Raw genomic sequence first — 16,775 nt, forward strand, 5'->3', positions numbered from 1 at the left:
CTCTGCCGGCCAGACAGCTGGTCCGGTATTGCTGAAAAGGGGGGCAAGATGAAAATTGCGGTTTTGGGCGCCGGGGCGATGGGATGCCTGTACGGCGCGCTGCTTTCGGAGGCGGGGGAGTCTGTAACGCTGCTGGATGTCTGGGAGGCGCATGTTCAGACGATCCGGGAGCGGGGATTGACCATTACCTCTCCCAACGGGGACAGGAACTTGCCGTTGCAGGCGGAAACCGACCCGCGGGCAATCGGCAAGGTCGATCTGGTGATCGTCTTTGTCAAATCGTACCATACCCGTGAGGCAATGAAAGGCGCCCTGTCCCTGCTGGGCGAAAAGACGATCGTTTTTACCGTGCAAAACGGTCTGGGCAATGTCGAGCAATTGGCCGAGATAGCCGGTGAAGAGCGGATACTGGCGGGGACGAGCGGCTTTGGGGCGACGATGATTGCCCCCGGGCATATTCGCCATGCCGGAACCGGGGCGACGACTTTCGGGGAGCCCTCCGGTCGGAAAACAGCGAGGATAGAGCAACTGCGGGCAATCTTTGAAAAGGCCGGGCTGAATCCTGTGATAGCCGAAAACCTGCCGGGGATTATCTGGGGGAAACTGCTGGTAAATGTTGGAATAAACCCTATTACCGCCCTGGCGCGGATTAAAAACGGCCAGATTCTGGAGATCCCGGAGTTGACGGAGCTGATGGAAAAAGCTGTCGGCGAGGCGCGGGAGGTGTCCCGCCGCCTGGGCATCCGGCTCGCCTTTGCCGGCGATCCGCTGGAACATGTCAAGGCGGTAATGAGAAACACGAAAGAAAATATCTCGTCCATGCGTCAGGATATCGAACGAGGGAGGCGCACCGAAATTGATTTCATCAACGGGGCGATTGTCCGGGAAGGCGCGGCTCTGGGAGTTCCGACGCCAATCAATTTTACGCTGACCAGCCTGATCAAGGGATTGGAAGAGGGAACGCGGCAGAAAAAATAGCTTGACAAAATAGCGGCTTTTAATATGATGCGCTCGCTTTTCCGCACTGGCGGCAAGCGCTGTATTGAATGAGCGGGCGTAATTCAGCGGTAGAATGTCAGCTTCCCAAGCTGGACGTCGTGGGTTCGAGTCCCATCGCCCGCTCCAGAATAATCACGGGGTTACGGATATTCCGTAACCCCGTTTTCGTCAGACGCGTTTTCCCCCGACAGGTCGGCAGTAAAATAAAAGACTCACTGGAGGAGCAGCTTACCCGGCACGGTATCCGGTCTGGAGGGTGCGGCCAATCGTCATGATCTCCGCCTCCTTTGTTCCTTCAAAGAGTTCCAGAACCTTGGCGTCGCGGTACAGCTTTTCGACAGCATATTCATTAATGTAGCCGTAGCCCCCGTGGAGTTCGACGGCATAATTGGCGCAGAAGACAGCGGTCTCGCCGCCCAGAAACTTCGCCATTGCAGCCAGTGTGTAATCGGGACGTCCCTGATCCATCAGCCACGCCGCCTTGTAGGTCATTCCCCGGAGCGCTTCAATGCGGATTGCCATCTCGGCAAGCTTTTTCCGGGTAAGCTGGTAGGAGCCCAGCGGCGCTCCGAAGACTGTTCGCTCCTTTACATATTTGATGCTTTCCGCCAGACAGGCCTCGGAAAGCCCCAGGGCCTGACCGGCGACCTGGATGCGCGTCGTATCGAAAAAATGCATAAGCTGATAGAAGCCCAGACCCTCTTTCGTTCCAATCAGATTGGACTGGGGCACCCGGACATCTTCGAAGGCGATTTCCGCCGTATCGGTGGTGCGGATCCCCATCTTCCCGTGAATCTTGGTGCGGGTTATTCCCGTTGTAGCGGCGGGGATTCTGATTATACTGAATCTTTTGTGTTTTTTCTCCTCTGGATTCGTGATGCAAGCGGTCAGCATGAAATCACAGACCGTCCCATTGGTTATAAACATCTTGTTGCCGTTGATCACATAGTCGCTGCCATCCTTGACGGCGCGCGTACCATAACCGGCAACGTCCGTGCCCGCGTTGGGCTCGGTGAAGGCGCCCGCGCTTATTTTTGCGCCTGAGCAGACTTGGCCGTCATATCCTTCAACATCTTATGCTCTTCCGACAATTCAAAATCCATGCTTTCTCCTCCAATTTTTGTCGCATTGCCGCCTCAGGCAAAGCCGGGGCCTTACGGATAAGCGCCGCTTGACAAACATTATACAACACCAGGCGCGAATATAAAATAACTTGCTTGATAATGTTCCAAGCATATGCCGACGCACTGGATCTGATTGAGCATTTGTTAAACAGGCTGCGTCAGAAAAGATGATCAGCGTCTCTATTTCCCGCTGAAGCGGGGAGGGCGTTTTTCCAGAAAGTGCGCGACCCCCTCCTGAAAGTCGGCGGATTTCAGGCTCAGCAGCAACTCTTTATCCGCATCGGCGCATACCTCGGCCAATGTCTGAAACGGCGTTATGTTTACGGGAATGATGAGGCAGGTCGTCTTTTGGGGCAGGGAAGCGAATAAACCGGGGCCCGTTCGCAGGGCCCCGGTTTAAAGAGAGCGTTGCCAATTCTTTTTTGGCTACTTCTTGATGATGTACTCGGCCGCCGCCTCTACCCGACGATTCTTCTGACGGCCTGCCTTGGTGGCGTTAGAGGCGATGGGCCGGGCCTCGCCGTACCCCTTGGCGCTCAAACGCGCCGCAGCGATTTCCGATTGTTTGATCAGATAATTCATTACTGCCTCCGCCCGCCGCTGGGAAAGCTTTTCGTTGTAGGCGGCCTTGCCAATGCTGTCCGTATGTCCCTCGATTGCGATCTTGAGCTCAGGGTATTTTTTCAGGACAGTGGCCAGTTCATTAATTTCATTATAGTACTGTTTCTTTACCACTGCCTTGTCGAAGTCGAACTCCACATTCAGGGTTACCCTGCCCTTCTCGATGATTGCCTTCTCCTTGGGGGTTGCGGGCGCCGGAGGCGGACAGCCGACCGCATCGACTTTTACACCGGCGGGGGTCCCGGGGCACCTGTCCAGATAATCGTAAACGCCGTCTCCGTCCGCATCAAGGGGACAGCCGACCGCATCGACCTTTACACCGGCGGGGGTCCCGGGGCACTTGTCCAGATAATCGTAAACGCCGTCTCCGTCCGCATCAAGGGGACAGCCAACCGCATCGACCTTTACACCGGCAGGGGTTCCAGGGCATTTGTCCTGGTTGTCCAGAACGCCGTCATTATCGGAATCGCCGATAACCACAGCAGCCGGCGCCGCCGGGGCAACGGGAGCGGGAGCGGGTTTTGCTGCTGCCGCGGGTGCGGGCGTCTCCTTTGCCCCGCCGAAGGCGAAGGTGACGCCGATGGTGTAGAGCAGATCGTTGTAACGGCCATTTATGGGCAGGACATGTCGTAAATCAGCCCGGAGTGCCACATTATCAGTGAGAAAATACTTGAGCCCGCCGCCGTAATTGATCGTTAACTTGTTGCGGCTGTTCATTATCTCCGGGTCGTAATGGGTCATTCCGACGCCTGCGGCCAGAAAGGGCACCAGGCGGTTGCCCGGCAGAAAATGGTAGAGGCCGTCAATGCCGTAGCCGAGCAGCTTCATGTCAGGATTGCCGGCTACGCCCTTGAATTCGGCTTTCACATAGTGGAAGTACCCTTCGAGCCCCGCATTCTTTGTAAAGTTGTACCCACCGCGCAGACCAAAGACCGGTCCGTTTTCGACGTCCATATTTCCCTCAAACCGGTAACCCCCGATGTAAGGAGTGATCGAAAGCGAGCCCGCCTTCACCTCGGCCATGCCCGTGGCTGCAAATACCAGCAGCAGAAGCACGGCAACGCCCAAAACCATTTTCTTCATTGTTCCTCCTCCTTTTAATGGTTAAAAATAATATTACAATATCTTCGATATTCCCAAGTAACTGACAACACCGCCCGCAGGATTTACTCCCAGCCTGCCGGGCCGTTACCTTCCCCACTAAAAACAGCCAGTTGCACTTTTCTCATAATGAATTTGACACTTTACACACCAATGCAAGTATTTGGAAACACTATCAGCCATTGGGAGGCCTTTTGTCAAGTATAATATGCGTAAAAAAGTGAAATTAGTCACGTTGAACAAAAAAATATTGGCAATTACATTCAGCAGCAGGCATGGCCGAAACCGGTTTGTTGCGAACATGCCTCATTTTATTCACCCTGCAAAGCGGAGGAGATGAAAATTCGTATTGACACCCCGGGCTTTCGATGTATATAGCGACCGCCATGCAACCACGAATTATTGGTCGAGAGGAACACGGAATATCCCGCAAGCAGATCAGCCCCAACGCGCTGCATACCCTTTATCGTCTTCAGGACAATGGTTTTGTCGCCTACCTCGTGGGCGGGTGCGTCCGCGACCTGCTTCTGGGGCGCACTCCCAAGGATTTTGACATAGTGACAAATGCCGCACCCGGCCAGATCAAACATCTCTTTCGCAATGCCCGGGTTATCGGCCGCCGTTTTCGGCTGGTGCATCTGCATTTTCAGGATGAAATTCTGGAGGTCTCCACCTTTCGCGCATCCGCGCCTTCCGAGGTAGAGGAAGTGAAAGAAGCGGACGGCGAAAAACGGCCGCCGCTTCATCTGAAAGACGAAGACGGAATGGTGCTGCGCGACAATGTTTTCGGGACTCCGGAGGAGGACGCCCTTCGCCGCGATTTAACCATCAACGCCCTGGCCTACAGCATCGCTGATTTTTCGGTTATTGACTACACCAATGGGATGAGCGATTTGGAACAGCGGCTCATTCGTCCCATCGGCGATCCCTTTGTCCGGTTTACGGAAGACCCGGTGCGGATGATTCGCGCCGTCCGTTTTGCCGCCTCCCACGATTTTGCCATAGATGCGGAGGCTTGGGATGTTATCTGCGAACTTGCTCCCACCATCGTCCGCGCCGCGCCGGCGAGGCTCTACGAGGAAATGCTGAAGATCTTCCTGCTCGGATCTGCCCGTCCGGTTTTTACCCTTTTGGAGAAAAGCGGGCTCCTTGCCGCCCTTTTCCCCGCGCTGATTCGGTGGTCCGCCGCCAAAGGCGATCTGACTGCGGTCTTGCAAGCAAACATGGACAGTCTCGATCGGCTCCTGCAAAAGGGACTCTCCCCCTCTCCCCCGCTTTTTCTGGCAATGCTCTTTGGCCCCGGGCTGGAAGAGGACGCCCTGGCCCGTCACCGTGAGGGCGTTCCCTATTTGCAGGCCCTGGATGCCGCCTGTGAATCGTTTCTAACGGAGCTGGCAACTACCGTCAGCGTGCCGGGACGGATCAGCGGTCAACTGCGCCGCATTCTTTCCTTGCAGCCCTCCCTGCACAGAATACCGCCGCGGCGTCCCGCCTCCCTGGCCGGTCGGCCCGAATTCTCGGATGCCATGACGTATCTGATCTTCACGACCCGGACGCAAGAAGAAGGCAGGAAAGCTCGTGAATGGTGGAAAAACTTCATAAATGCCCCCGCCGAAACCCGGTTGGACCCTCCTGGCGCTGAGGCCGCGGCGCCGGCAAAACGCCGCAGAAGGAAAAGACGCAGCGCTCGTCCTGCGGAACGTATTGTCGCGCCTTAAATTTTCTTCTTGCAATGATCCTCGGCAGATGGTAGAAGACGACAAAATCATCGGCAGGTTTTGATGAGTGGGCTTGTGCCCACTTTTTTTTTAGAGAGATGGGGAAGCCGGATTTTACAACAAGAAGGTTGGCTGCTGGGACCATGCAAACGTATGAAGAACAAATTGGGCAACTTGCAGAGCCGCTGATCGCCGCTGAGGGGATGGAGATGGTTCTGGTGGAATGCCTGAAGATGAAGGCCTGCTGGCTGGTGCGCGTTTACATCGACAAGGCAGGCGGGGTCGCCGTGGACGACTGCGCACAGGTAAGCGACAAGCTGGGCGACCTGCTGGATGTCCATGATGTGCCGCCGGGGCAATATACACTGGAGATTTCCTCGCCGGGTCTCGATCGTCCGCTCCACAGGGACAAGGATTTTGCAAGGTATTGCGGTTCCCGGATTCATGTCCGGCTTCTGGATAAACTGGAAGGACGGCGCGACTTGCGGGGCGAGTTGGTAAGTTATGAGGACAGCGACGTTGCAGGAAAGGTCATTGTGATGTCCGTGGATGGTCAAACCTTGCGCATCCCGAGGGAAAAGGTTTTCAGGGCCAATCTGGAATATACATTGTAACCTTGTCATTATAATGGTTATTAACGAATAAAAGTGGAGGTTTTTTGAATGTTTGCGGAGCTAAAACGTCTGATCGAACAGATGGGAAAGGATCGCGGGATAGACAAGGAGGTGATCATCCAGGCGCTGGAAGACGCCATGCTGATGGCTGCCCGAAAGAAACTGGGCGCTGACGTGGAATTGGAGGCTCATTATAATGACGAGGCCGGCGAGATCGAGGTCTTTCAGTTCAAGACTGTAGTGGAAAAGGTCATGGATCCCGAGACGCAGATTTCCCTTGAAGAGGCAGTGGCAAACCTTGATGAGGAAGCGCAGTTTGGCGACGTTCTGGGCAGCAAGATTGAGACGAACACCTTCGGCCGCATCGCTGTGCAAACGGCCAGGCAGATAATTATCCAGCGGGTAAAAGATGCGGAACGCGATAATATATATGAAGAATACCATGACAAAAAAGGCGATATCAGCAATGGGTTTGTCCAGAGGGTCGAGGGGGGAAACATAATTGTCAACCTTGGCACTACAGAGGGCGTATTGCCGGTGAATGAGCAGATCTTCAAAGAAGCCTACAAAAGGGGGGACAGAATAAGAAGCTTTATCTGCGAGGTTAAAAAGATTACCAGAGGTCCGCAGATTATACTGTCGCGCACCCATCCCGGTTTTTTGAAGGCCCTGTTTGCACTGGAAGTTCCTGAAATTGCAGAGGGACTCATAGAAATCGTCAACGTGGCCCGGGAGCCCGGGAAACGTTCCAAGATCGCCGTCCGGACCAGAGACAAGGATATAGATCCGGTGGGCGCCTGTGTGGGGATGAGGGGCGCCCGGGTGCAGAGCGTGGTTCAGGAGCTCCGGGGAGAAAAGATAGACATAGTCCCCTATTCGGAAGATCAGGCCAAATATGTTTGCAATGCTCTTGCCCCGGCCAAGGTGAACAGGGTGTTCGTTGATGAAGAAAACAGGGCGATGGAGGTAATTGTTGCCGATGATCAGCTTTCGCTGGCAATTGGCAAGAGTGGCCAAAATGTCAGATTGGCGGTAAAATTGACCAGTTGGAAGATTGATGTAAAAAGCGAGTCGGCGACAGCCGCAAAGACTGAGGAAGATGGTTACATGGCTTTAATGGAAATACCCGGCATAGGGGAAATGAATGCGGAAAAACTTGTTGCCGCCGGCTTGAAGAGCGTAGCGATGCTGGCCGCCGCCGACGTGGAACAGCTTTCTGCCCTGCCTGGCGTGGGTGAAACCACTGCCGAAGCCTGGATAAAAGGGGCGGAAATGGCTATCGATCAAGAGCTTGGGGAAAAGTAATATTTTTATATTGTCGAAAGGGCTTTTGAGGAGACGTTCGATAGGAGAGAGTGTTGAGTATGTCGAAAAAAAGGGTTTATGAACTGGCAAAGGATTTGGGGCTTGAGAACAAGGAGCTGATCGCGCGACTGGAAAGGATTGGTATTACCGGCAAATCCCATTCAAGTGCACTCGAGGACGGTGAACTGGAGAGGATACAGTCAGAACTGCTGTCAAAAGAGCCGAAAGAGATAGTGGAAAAAAGGATCAAGTCCACGGTAATCAGAAGAAGGGCTGTGCCTGCTGCCGTTGAAGATGTCTCTGCTGAAGAAGAAAGCGCCGAGGCAAGCACCGAGATCGCCCCTGTTGAGATTGAAAAACCTGCCGAAACGGCCGCGCCGGTTGCGGCGGGTGTTCAGTTAGAGCCGCCGGTAGCGCAAGAGCCGAACAAGCAAGAGCCGGTAAAGCAAACTCCGGTAAGGACCTCGATCTACAGGCATGAGCCTCTACGAGGTGTTATCCGTCGGCCGCCTGTTGTGCCGGCCAATGTTCCCCGGAAGGAGGAGCTTGCCCAAAAGCCTGTCGCAGAGTCAGAAAGCCGTGTGGCGCAACCGGCAACGGCAGCGTCTGCGGAAACGCAGGGCGAGCGTGAAGAAAAGGTTGCGGCTGTGCAGCCGGAGGCGGCAGCATCTGTAAGCGCCGGGGCTAAAAGCCCGCAAGATGCAGCCCCGAGGGTGCATCACCCGGCAGCCGAAACCAGAAAGCAGCCGTTTGGGCAAAGGCCAAAACCTGGCGCCCCCCCTGCCAAACCTTTGCAGGCGCCTTCCAAGGAGCCATTTCGCAAGGGAGAGGGCGCTGCGGCGCCTTCGCCAGCGCGTTTCGGCAAATCAGGCAAGCCTGCGGAAGCGATTGACAAACTGAAGAAGAAGGGGGGAGCAAAGGCGCCCTTTGAAGTTCTCATGAGCGATGATGCACCCCGGAAGAAACCTTTTCTGAAGAAGTTGGTTGATAAGAAGGGACAGCCGATAGACCCTGATCAGCAGGAACGACGCCCGAAATGGCGCGAAGAGAAGAAGCCCGCGCCTGTCAAGATGAAAAAAACGCTGATCACAACGCCCAAGGCGATCAAGCGAAGGATTCATGTTGACGAGGCGATAAGCGTAGGCGAGCTCGCCAAAAGGATGGGGATCAAGGCGTCGGAGGTTATCAACAAGCTGATCGGTCTCGGGCTGATGTTGACGATCAACCAGTCGGTTGATATCGATACGGCCTCCCTGATAGCTGCGGATTTTGGATACCAGGTGGAAGCTTCGTTGCAGGGCGAGCGGGAAGAAATTATGCAGCGGGAAGTTGATTCCCCTGAGAAGCTCAGGTTGCGGGCGCCAGTTGTCACGATTATGGGGCATGTTGATCACGGCAAAACTTCCCTGCTCGACGCGATCAGGCAGACCAACGTGATCGACGGCGAGGCGGGCGGCATAACCCAGGCAATCGGCGCGTACCGCGTCAATATCAACAACCGGGATATTGTTTTTCTGGATACGCCGGGGCATGAGGCGTTTACCGCAATGCGGGCGCGCGGCGCCCAGGTGACGGATATTGTGGTATTGGTTGTCGCCGCGGACGACGGCATTATGGGTCAGACCGTCGAGGCGATCAATCATGCCAAGGTTGCCGGAGTGCCGATCATCGTTGCCATCAACAAAATCGACAAGCCGGGGGCGGACCCGGCCAAGATCCGCCAGACCCTGACGGAGTACAACCTCCTGTCCGAGGAATGGGGCGGGGAGACCATCTTCTGCGAGGTTTCTGCAAAGAAAAAGATAGGCATTGAAGGGCTTTTGGAGATGATCATCCTGCAAACCGATATTATGGAACTGAAGGCCGATCCGGATCGTCCCGCCCGCGGCGTCATAATCGAAGCCAAGCTGGACCGGGGACGGGGGCCGTTGGCGACTGTTCTGATTCAGGAGGGCACCTTGCATGAGGGGGATGCCTTTGTTTCCAAAACGGAATTTGGCCGGGTGCGCGCCCTGGTGAACGATCAGGGCAAAAAAATCAGTGAAGCCGGCCCGTCGATGCCGGTTGAGGTCGTTGGTTTCTCCCGCGTGCCGCAGGTAGGCACCGAGTTCGTCTGCGTCGAGGATGAGAAAAAGGCGAGAAGCATAGGCCAGTACTGGATCCGCAAGGAACGGGAAAGGGATCTTTCCGTATCCTCGAAGGTAACGCTGGAACAGCTCTATCAGCGGATAAAGGAGGGGGCCAAGGAACTGAATGTCATCGTCAAAGCGGATGTGCAGGGCTCCGTCGAGGCCCTGTGCGAGGCTCTCAACAAGCTCAGCACAAGCGATATAAAACTTAAAATAATTCACAGCTCTACGGGAACCATTACCGAAAATGACGTCATGCTTGCCTCGGCGTCGGACGCGATCATCATCGGGTTCAATGTGCGGCCGGACGCGCGGGTTGCGGAGCTGGCGGAGCATGAAGGAATAGACATCAAACTTTATGACATTATTTATAATGCGATCGCTGATATAAGGGCGGCTATGGAGGGTCTGCTGGAGCCAGTCTATAAGGAGGTTGTCCAGGGGCGCGCCGAGATCAGGGAGGTTTTCCGCGTTCCGAAGATCGGTGCCATTGCCGGGAGTTTCGTTCTGGACGGCAAGATTGTCCGGTCGGCCGGCCTGCGCCTGATTCGGGACGGGGTTGTGGTTTTTGAGGGGAAAATTGCCTCGCTCAGGCGGTTCAAGGACGATGCCAAAGAGGTAGCCGCCGGTTTTGAATGCGGGATCGGGATTGAGGGGTTCAATGATATGAAGGCAAGGGATATCATCGAAACCTACGTAAAGGAACAAATCGAGCGTAAATTGTAGTTTTATAAAGGCAGAGTCAAAATGACCGGGTTCAAAAGGGCAGATCGCGTGGCCGATCTGATCAAAATAGAGATAGCGGATATCCTGCTGAAACAGGTTCGCGACCCCCGCATCGGCGTTCTTACGATTACCGGGGTCAAAGTTTCCGACGATCTGCGTTCGGCGAGGATTTTTTTCGTCGAATTTGGGAAGAACGAATGCAGCGAAGGGGTCAAGGAGGGGCTGAAAAAGGCGTCCGGATTTTTGAGACGGGAATTGGGACGGAGGCTCCAACTGCGTTACGCTCCGGAACTGTTTTTCTCCTACGACCCCTCTTTTGCCTATGGCGAAAGGATTGAAGAGCTGATCGCGGAGATTCATAAAAAGGAAGATGATTTTTTGTGCAACGAGGAGGGGAATGCTTCAACAGATAGGTGAATTGATCCGGCAGCATCAAACATTTCTGATTGCTGCTCACGAGCGTCCGGACGGGGACGCCGTTGGTTCGACGTTGGGCCTTTATAATATGCTGCGCGGCATGGGAAAGGATGCCGTCGTTTACAATCAGGACAGCACGCCCGAAAACTTCCTTTTTCTTCCCGGCAGCGATCTGATTACCCGGGATTTGCCGCCTGTCGAGAATTTTGAGGTGGCCGTTATTCTCGATTGCGGTGAACTGGAACGGATTGGCAAGGAAGCGGCGCAGATTGCAAAAATCACCCGGCTTGTGAACATCGATCACCATGTCGCCAACGGGGGGTTCTGCGATGCTTGCCTGCTTGATGCGGATGCGAGCTCTACCGGCGAGCTTATCTTTCGCCTGGCCCGGCACCTGGAATTTCCGTTGACCAGTGAGATAGCGACTTGTCTTTACACGGCAATTGTAACCGATACCGGCGGGTTTCGTTACGGCAACACCCGCCGCGACGCCCTGCTGGCGGCGGCGGAGCTGGTGGAAAAAGGCGCCAATCCCCAATGGATTTCTGAAAACGTCTATGAATCCGACCATCCGGGGCGGATTCGGTTGCTGGCGATGGTTTTGCCGACTCTGACTTTGGAAGAAGAGGGACGGGTAGGTTCGCTTGTTGTGACGCAAAAAGCCCTTGCCGAGGCCGGGGCGCTTCCCGATCATGCCGAGGGGTTCGTCGATTTTCCCCGTTCCATCCGCGGCGTGGAAATTTCCCTGCTGTATTCCGAGCTGGTTGACGGGCGCTTCAAGATCAGCCTCCGCTCCAAGGGGAAAGCAAATGTAGAGCGCGTTGCCCGGTTCTTTGGCGGGGGGGGGCATGTCAACGCCGCCGGCTTCCGCATTTCCGGGGAGCTGTCGGAGATTCGCAGGCGCGTCAGTGAGGCGATCAGGGATTGCATATTTTAAATATTAAGCTGCGCTTTCAACGCATGAACGGGGTTGTGGTCATCGACAAACCCTCGGGGATGACCTCTCATGACGTTGTCGCGCGTGTCCGCAGGATTTCAGGCATAAGCAAGGTCGGCCATACGGGGACGCTGGATCCTCTCGCTACGGGCGTTTTGCCGGTTTGCCTGAATGAAGCGACAAAATTAGTGCAGTTTCTGGCAAATGACGGCAAAGAGTACCGGGCGACTCTGCTGCTTGGGGTCAGAACCGATACCCTCGATACGGAGGGAAGCGTTCTTTCCCGGGAGGTTCCGCTGGTCAGCCGGGAGCAGGTGGAAACGGTTTTAAAAAACTTTATCGGGAAGCTAAAGCAGACTGTCCCGCGGTACTCGGCGGTTAAGGTGAAAGGCCGGGCTCTTTACGATTGGACGAGGCGGGGAATAGACGTTGAGCCTCCGGAACGGGAGGTGGAGATTTACGATGTCCGCATCAATGAATTTTCTCTTCCGGAGGTTGTCTTCACCGTTTCCTGCTCCAAGGGCACGTATATCCGCTCTTTGTGTGCGGAGGCCGGGGAGGCGCTCGGTTGCGGCGGGTGTATGTCGGGGTTGCGCCGGACGCGCAGCGGCATGTTCAATCTCGATTCAGCTATAGCCCTGGACGGCCTTCTGCAAGAGGAGGGATGGGCACAAGCGGCGACAAAATTGACGCCGCTTGTGGAACTGCTGCCGGAATTCCCGCTTATTGAGGTTGACCGGCCGCTGGCGGAAAAATTAAAAAATGGCTATCAACCGACAGGCGAGGTTCTGCTCCGTTATCATATTCCTTTTCTTGCGGAAGGAGATGTGGTAAAACTCGTAACCGACGAAAGCCGCCTCGTGGCTGTGGCCCGGATGTTATGTTCGTCGGAGGAGCTGTTTTCCGACCGGCTGAAGATCCAGGCAGTAAAGATTTTACGCGTCTTTGATGACTGATGAGGATGTTGATTTTCGTTATAACAGCAATTAATTAAGGGAGGACGAAAGAAGTGTTAGATGTAGGCAAAAGAAAAGAAATTATTGGTAATTATCAGTTGCACGAGAAGGATACCGGCTCTCCGGAGGTTCAGGTCGCTCTTCTGAGCGCCAGGATAGAGTACCTGACGGAACATTTCAAGACGCACAAGAAGGATCATCATTCTCGACGCGGACTGCTGAAACTGGTAGGCCAAAGACGCAGACTGCTCGACTATATGAAGGAGAAGGACGTCGAACGCTACCGGACGGTGATCGGACGTCTTGGTCTCAGGAAGTAGCATCAGACAATTGTGCGGGACATCGGGCAGAAGCAGGAAGTAAAAAGTAAACAGTAAAAAGTTGCGTGCCGGGGAAAGTTGCCTTAACGGCTGGTTATTGATTCCCTGCAGCCGGCTTTTTGCTTTTGCCTTTTACTTGCTGCGCTGTTTACGTCCCGCACGCAAACATTTAATTGAAGAGGTGAGTATGATTAAGACATTCAATGCGGAATTTGCAGGCAGAACAATCTCCCTGAAAACGGATTATCTGGCAGGGCAGGCGGACGGCGCGGTTTTGGCCACTTATGGAGAGACAGTCGTTCTGGTAACCGCCGTTTCTCTGAAAACGGCAAGGGAGGGCGGCGATTTTCTCCCGCTTACGGTTGATTATCAGGAGAGGACCTATGCCGCGGGCAAGATCCCGGGCGGTTTTTTCAAACGGGAGGGGCGTCCCAACGAAAAGGAGATCCTGACCTCGCGGATCATCGATCGTTCCATCCGGCCGCTCTTTCCCAAAAATTATTTTCATGAAACCCAGCTTGTGGCATCGGTTCTTTCCGTTGATGAGGAGAACGATTCCGATGTGACCGCGATGCTTGCGGCCTCGGCGGCTCTGGAGATTTCGGATATCCCGTTCAAAGGGCCGATTGCCGGGGTGCGCGTCTGCCGTGTGGACGGCGCTTTGCTGGCGAATCCGCCCCTGGCGCTTCAGGAAAAAAGCGAGCTGAACCTCTTTTTGGTGGGGCGCAAGATCGTTCCGGGGACGGAGGGAAGGGATTACGATGTCAACCTGGTGATGCTCGAAGGGGCGCTGCAAGAGGTGGCAGAGGATATCGTCGTGGACGCGATCAGTTTCGGCCTGGAGGCGATGCGTCCGGTGATCGACCTGCAGGACAAAGTGCGCGGCGAAATCGGCAAGCCGAAACGGGCTTTTAAGGCGCCTCCGGTGGATGAGGAACTCGCAGCAAAGGTGACGGAAATTGCCCTGCCGGGGCTCAAAGAGGGCTACTCGATCGCGGGAAAGCTGGAGCGCTACGCCAAACTCGGCGATGTCCGGAGAAACGTCGTCCAGGAATTGACGGCGGAAAACCCAGGGCTGAAGGGCAAGATACTGGAGATTGTCGAATCGCTGGAAAGGCGCATCCTGCGCGAAATGATTATTAAAGAAAATCGCCGGATCGATGGCCGCTCGAGCACGGAGGTGCGTCCGATAACGTGCGAAGTCGGCATGCTGCCCCGCGCCCACGGCTCGGCGATCTTCACCCGGGGCGAGACGCAGGCATTAGTCACGGTCACGCTGGGGACGTCCCATGACGAGCAGCGGATGGACTATATTGCCGGTGAGGAGACGCGTTCCTTCCTGCTCCATTACAACTTCCCCCCCTACTCGGTCGGCGAGGCCAAGCCGCTCCGCAGTCCGGGTCGGCGCGAGATCGGCCACGGGGCGCTGGCCAGAAGGGCGCTGCTTCCGGTTTTGCCCACGAAGGATTCGTTTCCCTATACGATCAGGGTCGTTTCCGACATTATGGCCTCCAATGGCTCCTCTTCGATGGCGACCGTCTGCGGCGGCTGCCTGGCCCTGATGGACGCCGGGGTCCCGATTCGGGACATCGTTGCGGGGGTGGCGATGGGCCTGCTGCAGGAAGAGGGCAAGGTGGTCGTTCTTACCGATATCCTGGGCGATGAGGATCACGCCGGGGACATGGATTTCAAGGTCTGCGGAACCGAGAAGGGTATAAACTCCATGCAGATGGATATCAAGATCGACAATCTGACCAAGGATATTCTCCGCAAGGCCCTCAGCCAGGCCCGCGAAGGGAGGCTTTATATCATCGGGAAGCTGCGCGAGACGCTCGCTGCACCGAATATAGAGATGTCGAAACACGCGCCGAAAATCACCACTGTCAAGGTTCGCCCGGAAAAGGTCCGGGACGTGATCGGGTCTGGCGGCAAGAACATTCGCCAGATTGTGGCGGAGACCGGGGTCGAAATAAACATCGAGGACGACGGCACTGTAACCATCGCGTCCTCCGATGCCGATGCGTCCTCCCGGGCGGTCGCAATGGTGAAATGGCTGACCGAGGAAGCGGAAGTCGGCAAGATCTATACCGGCACCGTCAAGAAGATCGTTGATTTCGGCGCCTTTGTCGAGATCATCCCCGGAACGGAGGGCCTTCTGCATATCTCGCAGCTTGCCAAAGAGCGGGTAAACAAGGTCACCGATATCCTGCAGGAAGGCGACGAGGTGAAGGTGAAGGTGCTCGAAGTTGACAAGCAGGGGAAAATCCGTCTCAGCCGGAAGGATGCGCTCGAATAACATGGTCAGCCGAACCGTCCTGGACAACGGCATCAGGATTGTATCCGAGGAGATAGACCATGTCCGGTCTATCTCCATCGGAATCTGTGTTGAAAGCGGTTCCCGTCACGAAAACGACGTCAATAACGGAACTGCCCACTTTATTGAACACATGCTTTTCAAGGGCACCAAGCGGCGCTCCGCCTTCGAGATTGCCTCTGCCATAGATTCCGTAGGCGGGATAATGAATGCCGCCACCGGCAAGGAGTCCACCTCCTTCTATATAAAAATCCCCGACTTTCACATTGAAACAGCGGTTGATCTGCTGGCCGATATTTTTCTGAGTTCCCGTTTCGACGAGGATGACATAAATAAGGAGCGGGCGGTGGTGCTTCAGGAGATCCGGATGGCCGAGGATGAGCCGGGTGATTACATCTATGATCTCTTTGAAGGGCTCTTTTGGAAAGAGCATCCTTTGGGATTGCACATCCTCGGTTCAAAAGAGCGGGTAGCGTCCCTGCGCCGCGACGGCCTGCTGAGTTTCTTCCATGACCGCTACAAGGGGAAGAATCTGGTGATCGCCGCCGCGGGCCATCTAAAGCATGCTCATATAGTTGAATTAATAGACAGGGCGTTCCGGTCCTTGCCGGATTTGGCGATAGTGAACCAGATTGAGGCCCCGGCGCCCCAGGCCGGGACCGCCATTTTTTACAAGAAACTGGAGCAGGCGCATCTGATCGTGGGGGCAACGGCGCCTGCGGCGATAGACAATGGGCGGCATGCGGCCTTTTTGTTGAACGCCGTGCTGGGGGGGAGCATGAGCTCCCGGCTGTTTCAGGAAATCCGGGAGAAGCGGGGGTTAGCCTACGATGTTGGTTCCTATCTGACATCCTATCGCGACGCCGGGATTTTGGGAGTCTATGTGGCCACGCAAGCCGCGAATCTCAAAGAGACGCTGGGCGTCATCAAAGAGGAGTTGGCGCGCTGCGCCGCCGAGCGGATCAGCGAAAAAGAACTGAACTCGGCCAAGGAGCTCCTGAAGGGAAACTATCTGTTGGGAATGGAGAGCACCGATAACCGGATGACGGGTTTGGCCAGAAACGAGATTTATTTTGGACGGCAGATCACTCCGGAGGATGTCGTATCCCGTATCGATGCCGTGCAAAGAGAGGAAATACGCTCTCTTGCCGAACGGATATTTCGCGAGGACTCCCTGGCCGTGGCGGCCCTGGGCCCCGTTTCCGAGGATAATTGGGGTCAGAGTCACATGTGCGGCCGGGCAAGGTCGCGTAATCAAGCGGGTGAAAGTCCCGCCCCGGAAGGAAGGCCATCCACCGGGTAGCGAGTCCTTGGAGGCTGATTGGTAACAGTCAGTTTTAAGCGTAGGACAGCAAGCAAGCAGGCCGTAAGCCGTAAGGTTGAAGGAATTGAGCCACGTAATTGTCGCAACAGGAAGGACGACACTGTATGTGTAGTGGAAGTCAACACGGGCATTTTCGCTAAAGGCAAGGAATGTCCGCTTCCTCGGGGTCA

General features: G+C 55.3%; 13 protein-coding genes and 1 tRNA gene. 12 read left to right on the top strand and 2 right to left on the bottom strand.

The features are described from left to right. Positions 1-48: 48 nt before the first annotated feature. Together K0B01_02050 and K0B01_02055 are read left to right on the top strand one after the other, a co-directional pair. Entirely contained in the window at positions 49-978 is a 930-nt protein-coding gene (locus tag K0B01_02050; GenBank protein MBW6484921.1) for a 2-dehydropantoate 2-reductase, read from the top strand. Positions 979-1,050: 72 nt separating this feature from the next. Next, a tRNA-Gly gene (locus K0B01_02055) sits at positions 1,051-1,125 on the top strand. Between the two features lie 102 nt (positions 1,126-1,227). Here K0B01_02055 and K0B01_02060 read toward each other — a convergent pair. Further along, positions 1,228-1,944 carry an acyl-CoA dehydrogenase gene (locus tag K0B01_02060; protein MBW6484922.1) on the bottom strand — a complete coding sequence of 239 codons (717 nt, stop codon included), beginning with the start codon at positions 1,942-1,944 and terminating at the stop codon, positions 1,228-1,230. A 605-nt stretch (positions 1,945-2,549) separates the two neighbouring features. Beyond that, complete coding sequence (locus K0B01_02065) at positions 2,550-3,827, bottom strand: outer membrane beta-barrel domain-containing protein (GenBank protein ID MBW6484923.1); 1,278 nt, start codon at positions 3,825-3,827, stop codon at positions 2,550-2,552. Positions 3,828-4,231: 404 nt separating this feature from the next. Between K0B01_02065 and pcnB the strand changes: the two genes are divergently transcribed. The 10 genes from pcnB (at position 4,232) to K0B01_02115 (ending at position 16,584) form a co-directional block, all read left to right on the top strand. Next, positions 4,232-5,563 (top strand): polynucleotide adenylyltransferase PcnB, encoded by a 1,332-nt coding sequence (gene pcnB, locus K0B01_02070; protein ID MBW6484924.1) that lies wholly within the window; start codon positions 4,232-4,234, stop codon positions 5,561-5,563. A 143-nt stretch (positions 5,564-5,706) separates the two neighbouring features. After that, complete coding sequence (locus K0B01_02075; GenBank protein MBW6484925.1) at positions 5,707-6,177, top strand: ribosome maturation factor RimP; 471 nt, start codon at positions 5,707-5,709, stop codon at positions 6,175-6,177. A 48-nt stretch (positions 6,178-6,225) separates the two neighbouring features. Next, positions 6,226-7,482: a transcription termination factor NusA gene (gene nusA / locus K0B01_02080; protein MBW6484926.1), complete on the top strand. Its 1,257-nt coding sequence runs from the start codon at positions 6,226-6,228 to the stop codon at positions 7,480-7,482. Between the two features lie 59 nt (positions 7,483-7,541). Continuing rightward, a complete protein-coding gene (gene infB / locus K0B01_02085) occupies positions 7,542-10,337 on the top strand; it encodes a translation initiation factor IF-2 (protein MBW6484927.1) in 2,796 nt (931 codons plus the stop codon). Positions 10,338-10,358: 21 nt separating this feature from the next. After that, entirely contained in the window at positions 10,359-10,754 is a 396-nt protein-coding gene (gene rbfA / locus K0B01_02090; protein ID MBW6484928.1) for a 30S ribosome-binding factor RbfA, read from the top strand. Further along, positions 10,735-11,691 (top strand): bifunctional oligoribonuclease/PAP phosphatase NrnA, encoded by a 957-nt coding sequence (locus K0B01_02095; GenBank protein ID MBW6484929.1) that lies wholly within the window; start codon positions 10,735-10,737, stop codon positions 11,689-11,691. Before rbfA ends, K0B01_02095 begins: the two co-directional genes overlap by 20 nt. Further along, a complete protein-coding gene (gene truB, locus K0B01_02100; protein ID MBW6484930.1) occupies positions 11,679-12,647 on the top strand; it encodes a tRNA pseudouridine(55) synthase TruB in 969 nt (322 codons plus the stop codon). The genes K0B01_02095 and truB overlap by 13 nt, the downstream gene beginning before the upstream one ends. A 53-nt stretch (positions 12,648-12,700) precedes the next feature. After that, positions 12,701-12,967: a 30S ribosomal protein S15 gene (gene rpsO, locus K0B01_02105; protein ID MBW6484931.1), complete on the top strand. Its 267-nt coding sequence runs from the start codon at positions 12,701-12,703 to the stop codon at positions 12,965-12,967. Positions 12,968-13,154: 187 nt separating this feature from the next. Further along, positions 13,155-15,263, top strand: a complete 2,109-nt coding sequence (locus K0B01_02110; GenBank protein MBW6484932.1) for a polyribonucleotide nucleotidyltransferase — start codon at positions 13,155-13,157, stop codon at positions 15,261-15,263. Between the two features lies 1 nt (position 15,264). Next, positions 15,265-16,584 carry an insulinase family protein gene (locus K0B01_02115; GenBank protein MBW6484933.1) on the top strand — a complete coding sequence of 440 codons (1,320 nt, stop codon included), beginning with the start codon at positions 15,265-15,267 and terminating at the stop codon, positions 16,582-16,584. The last annotated feature ends 191 nt before the right edge of the window (positions 16,585-16,775 follow it).

It is taken from the genome of Syntrophobacterales bacterium, assembly GCA_019429105.1.
Lineage (GTDB): Bacteria > Desulfobacterota > Syntrophia > Syntrophales > UBA5619 > DYTH01.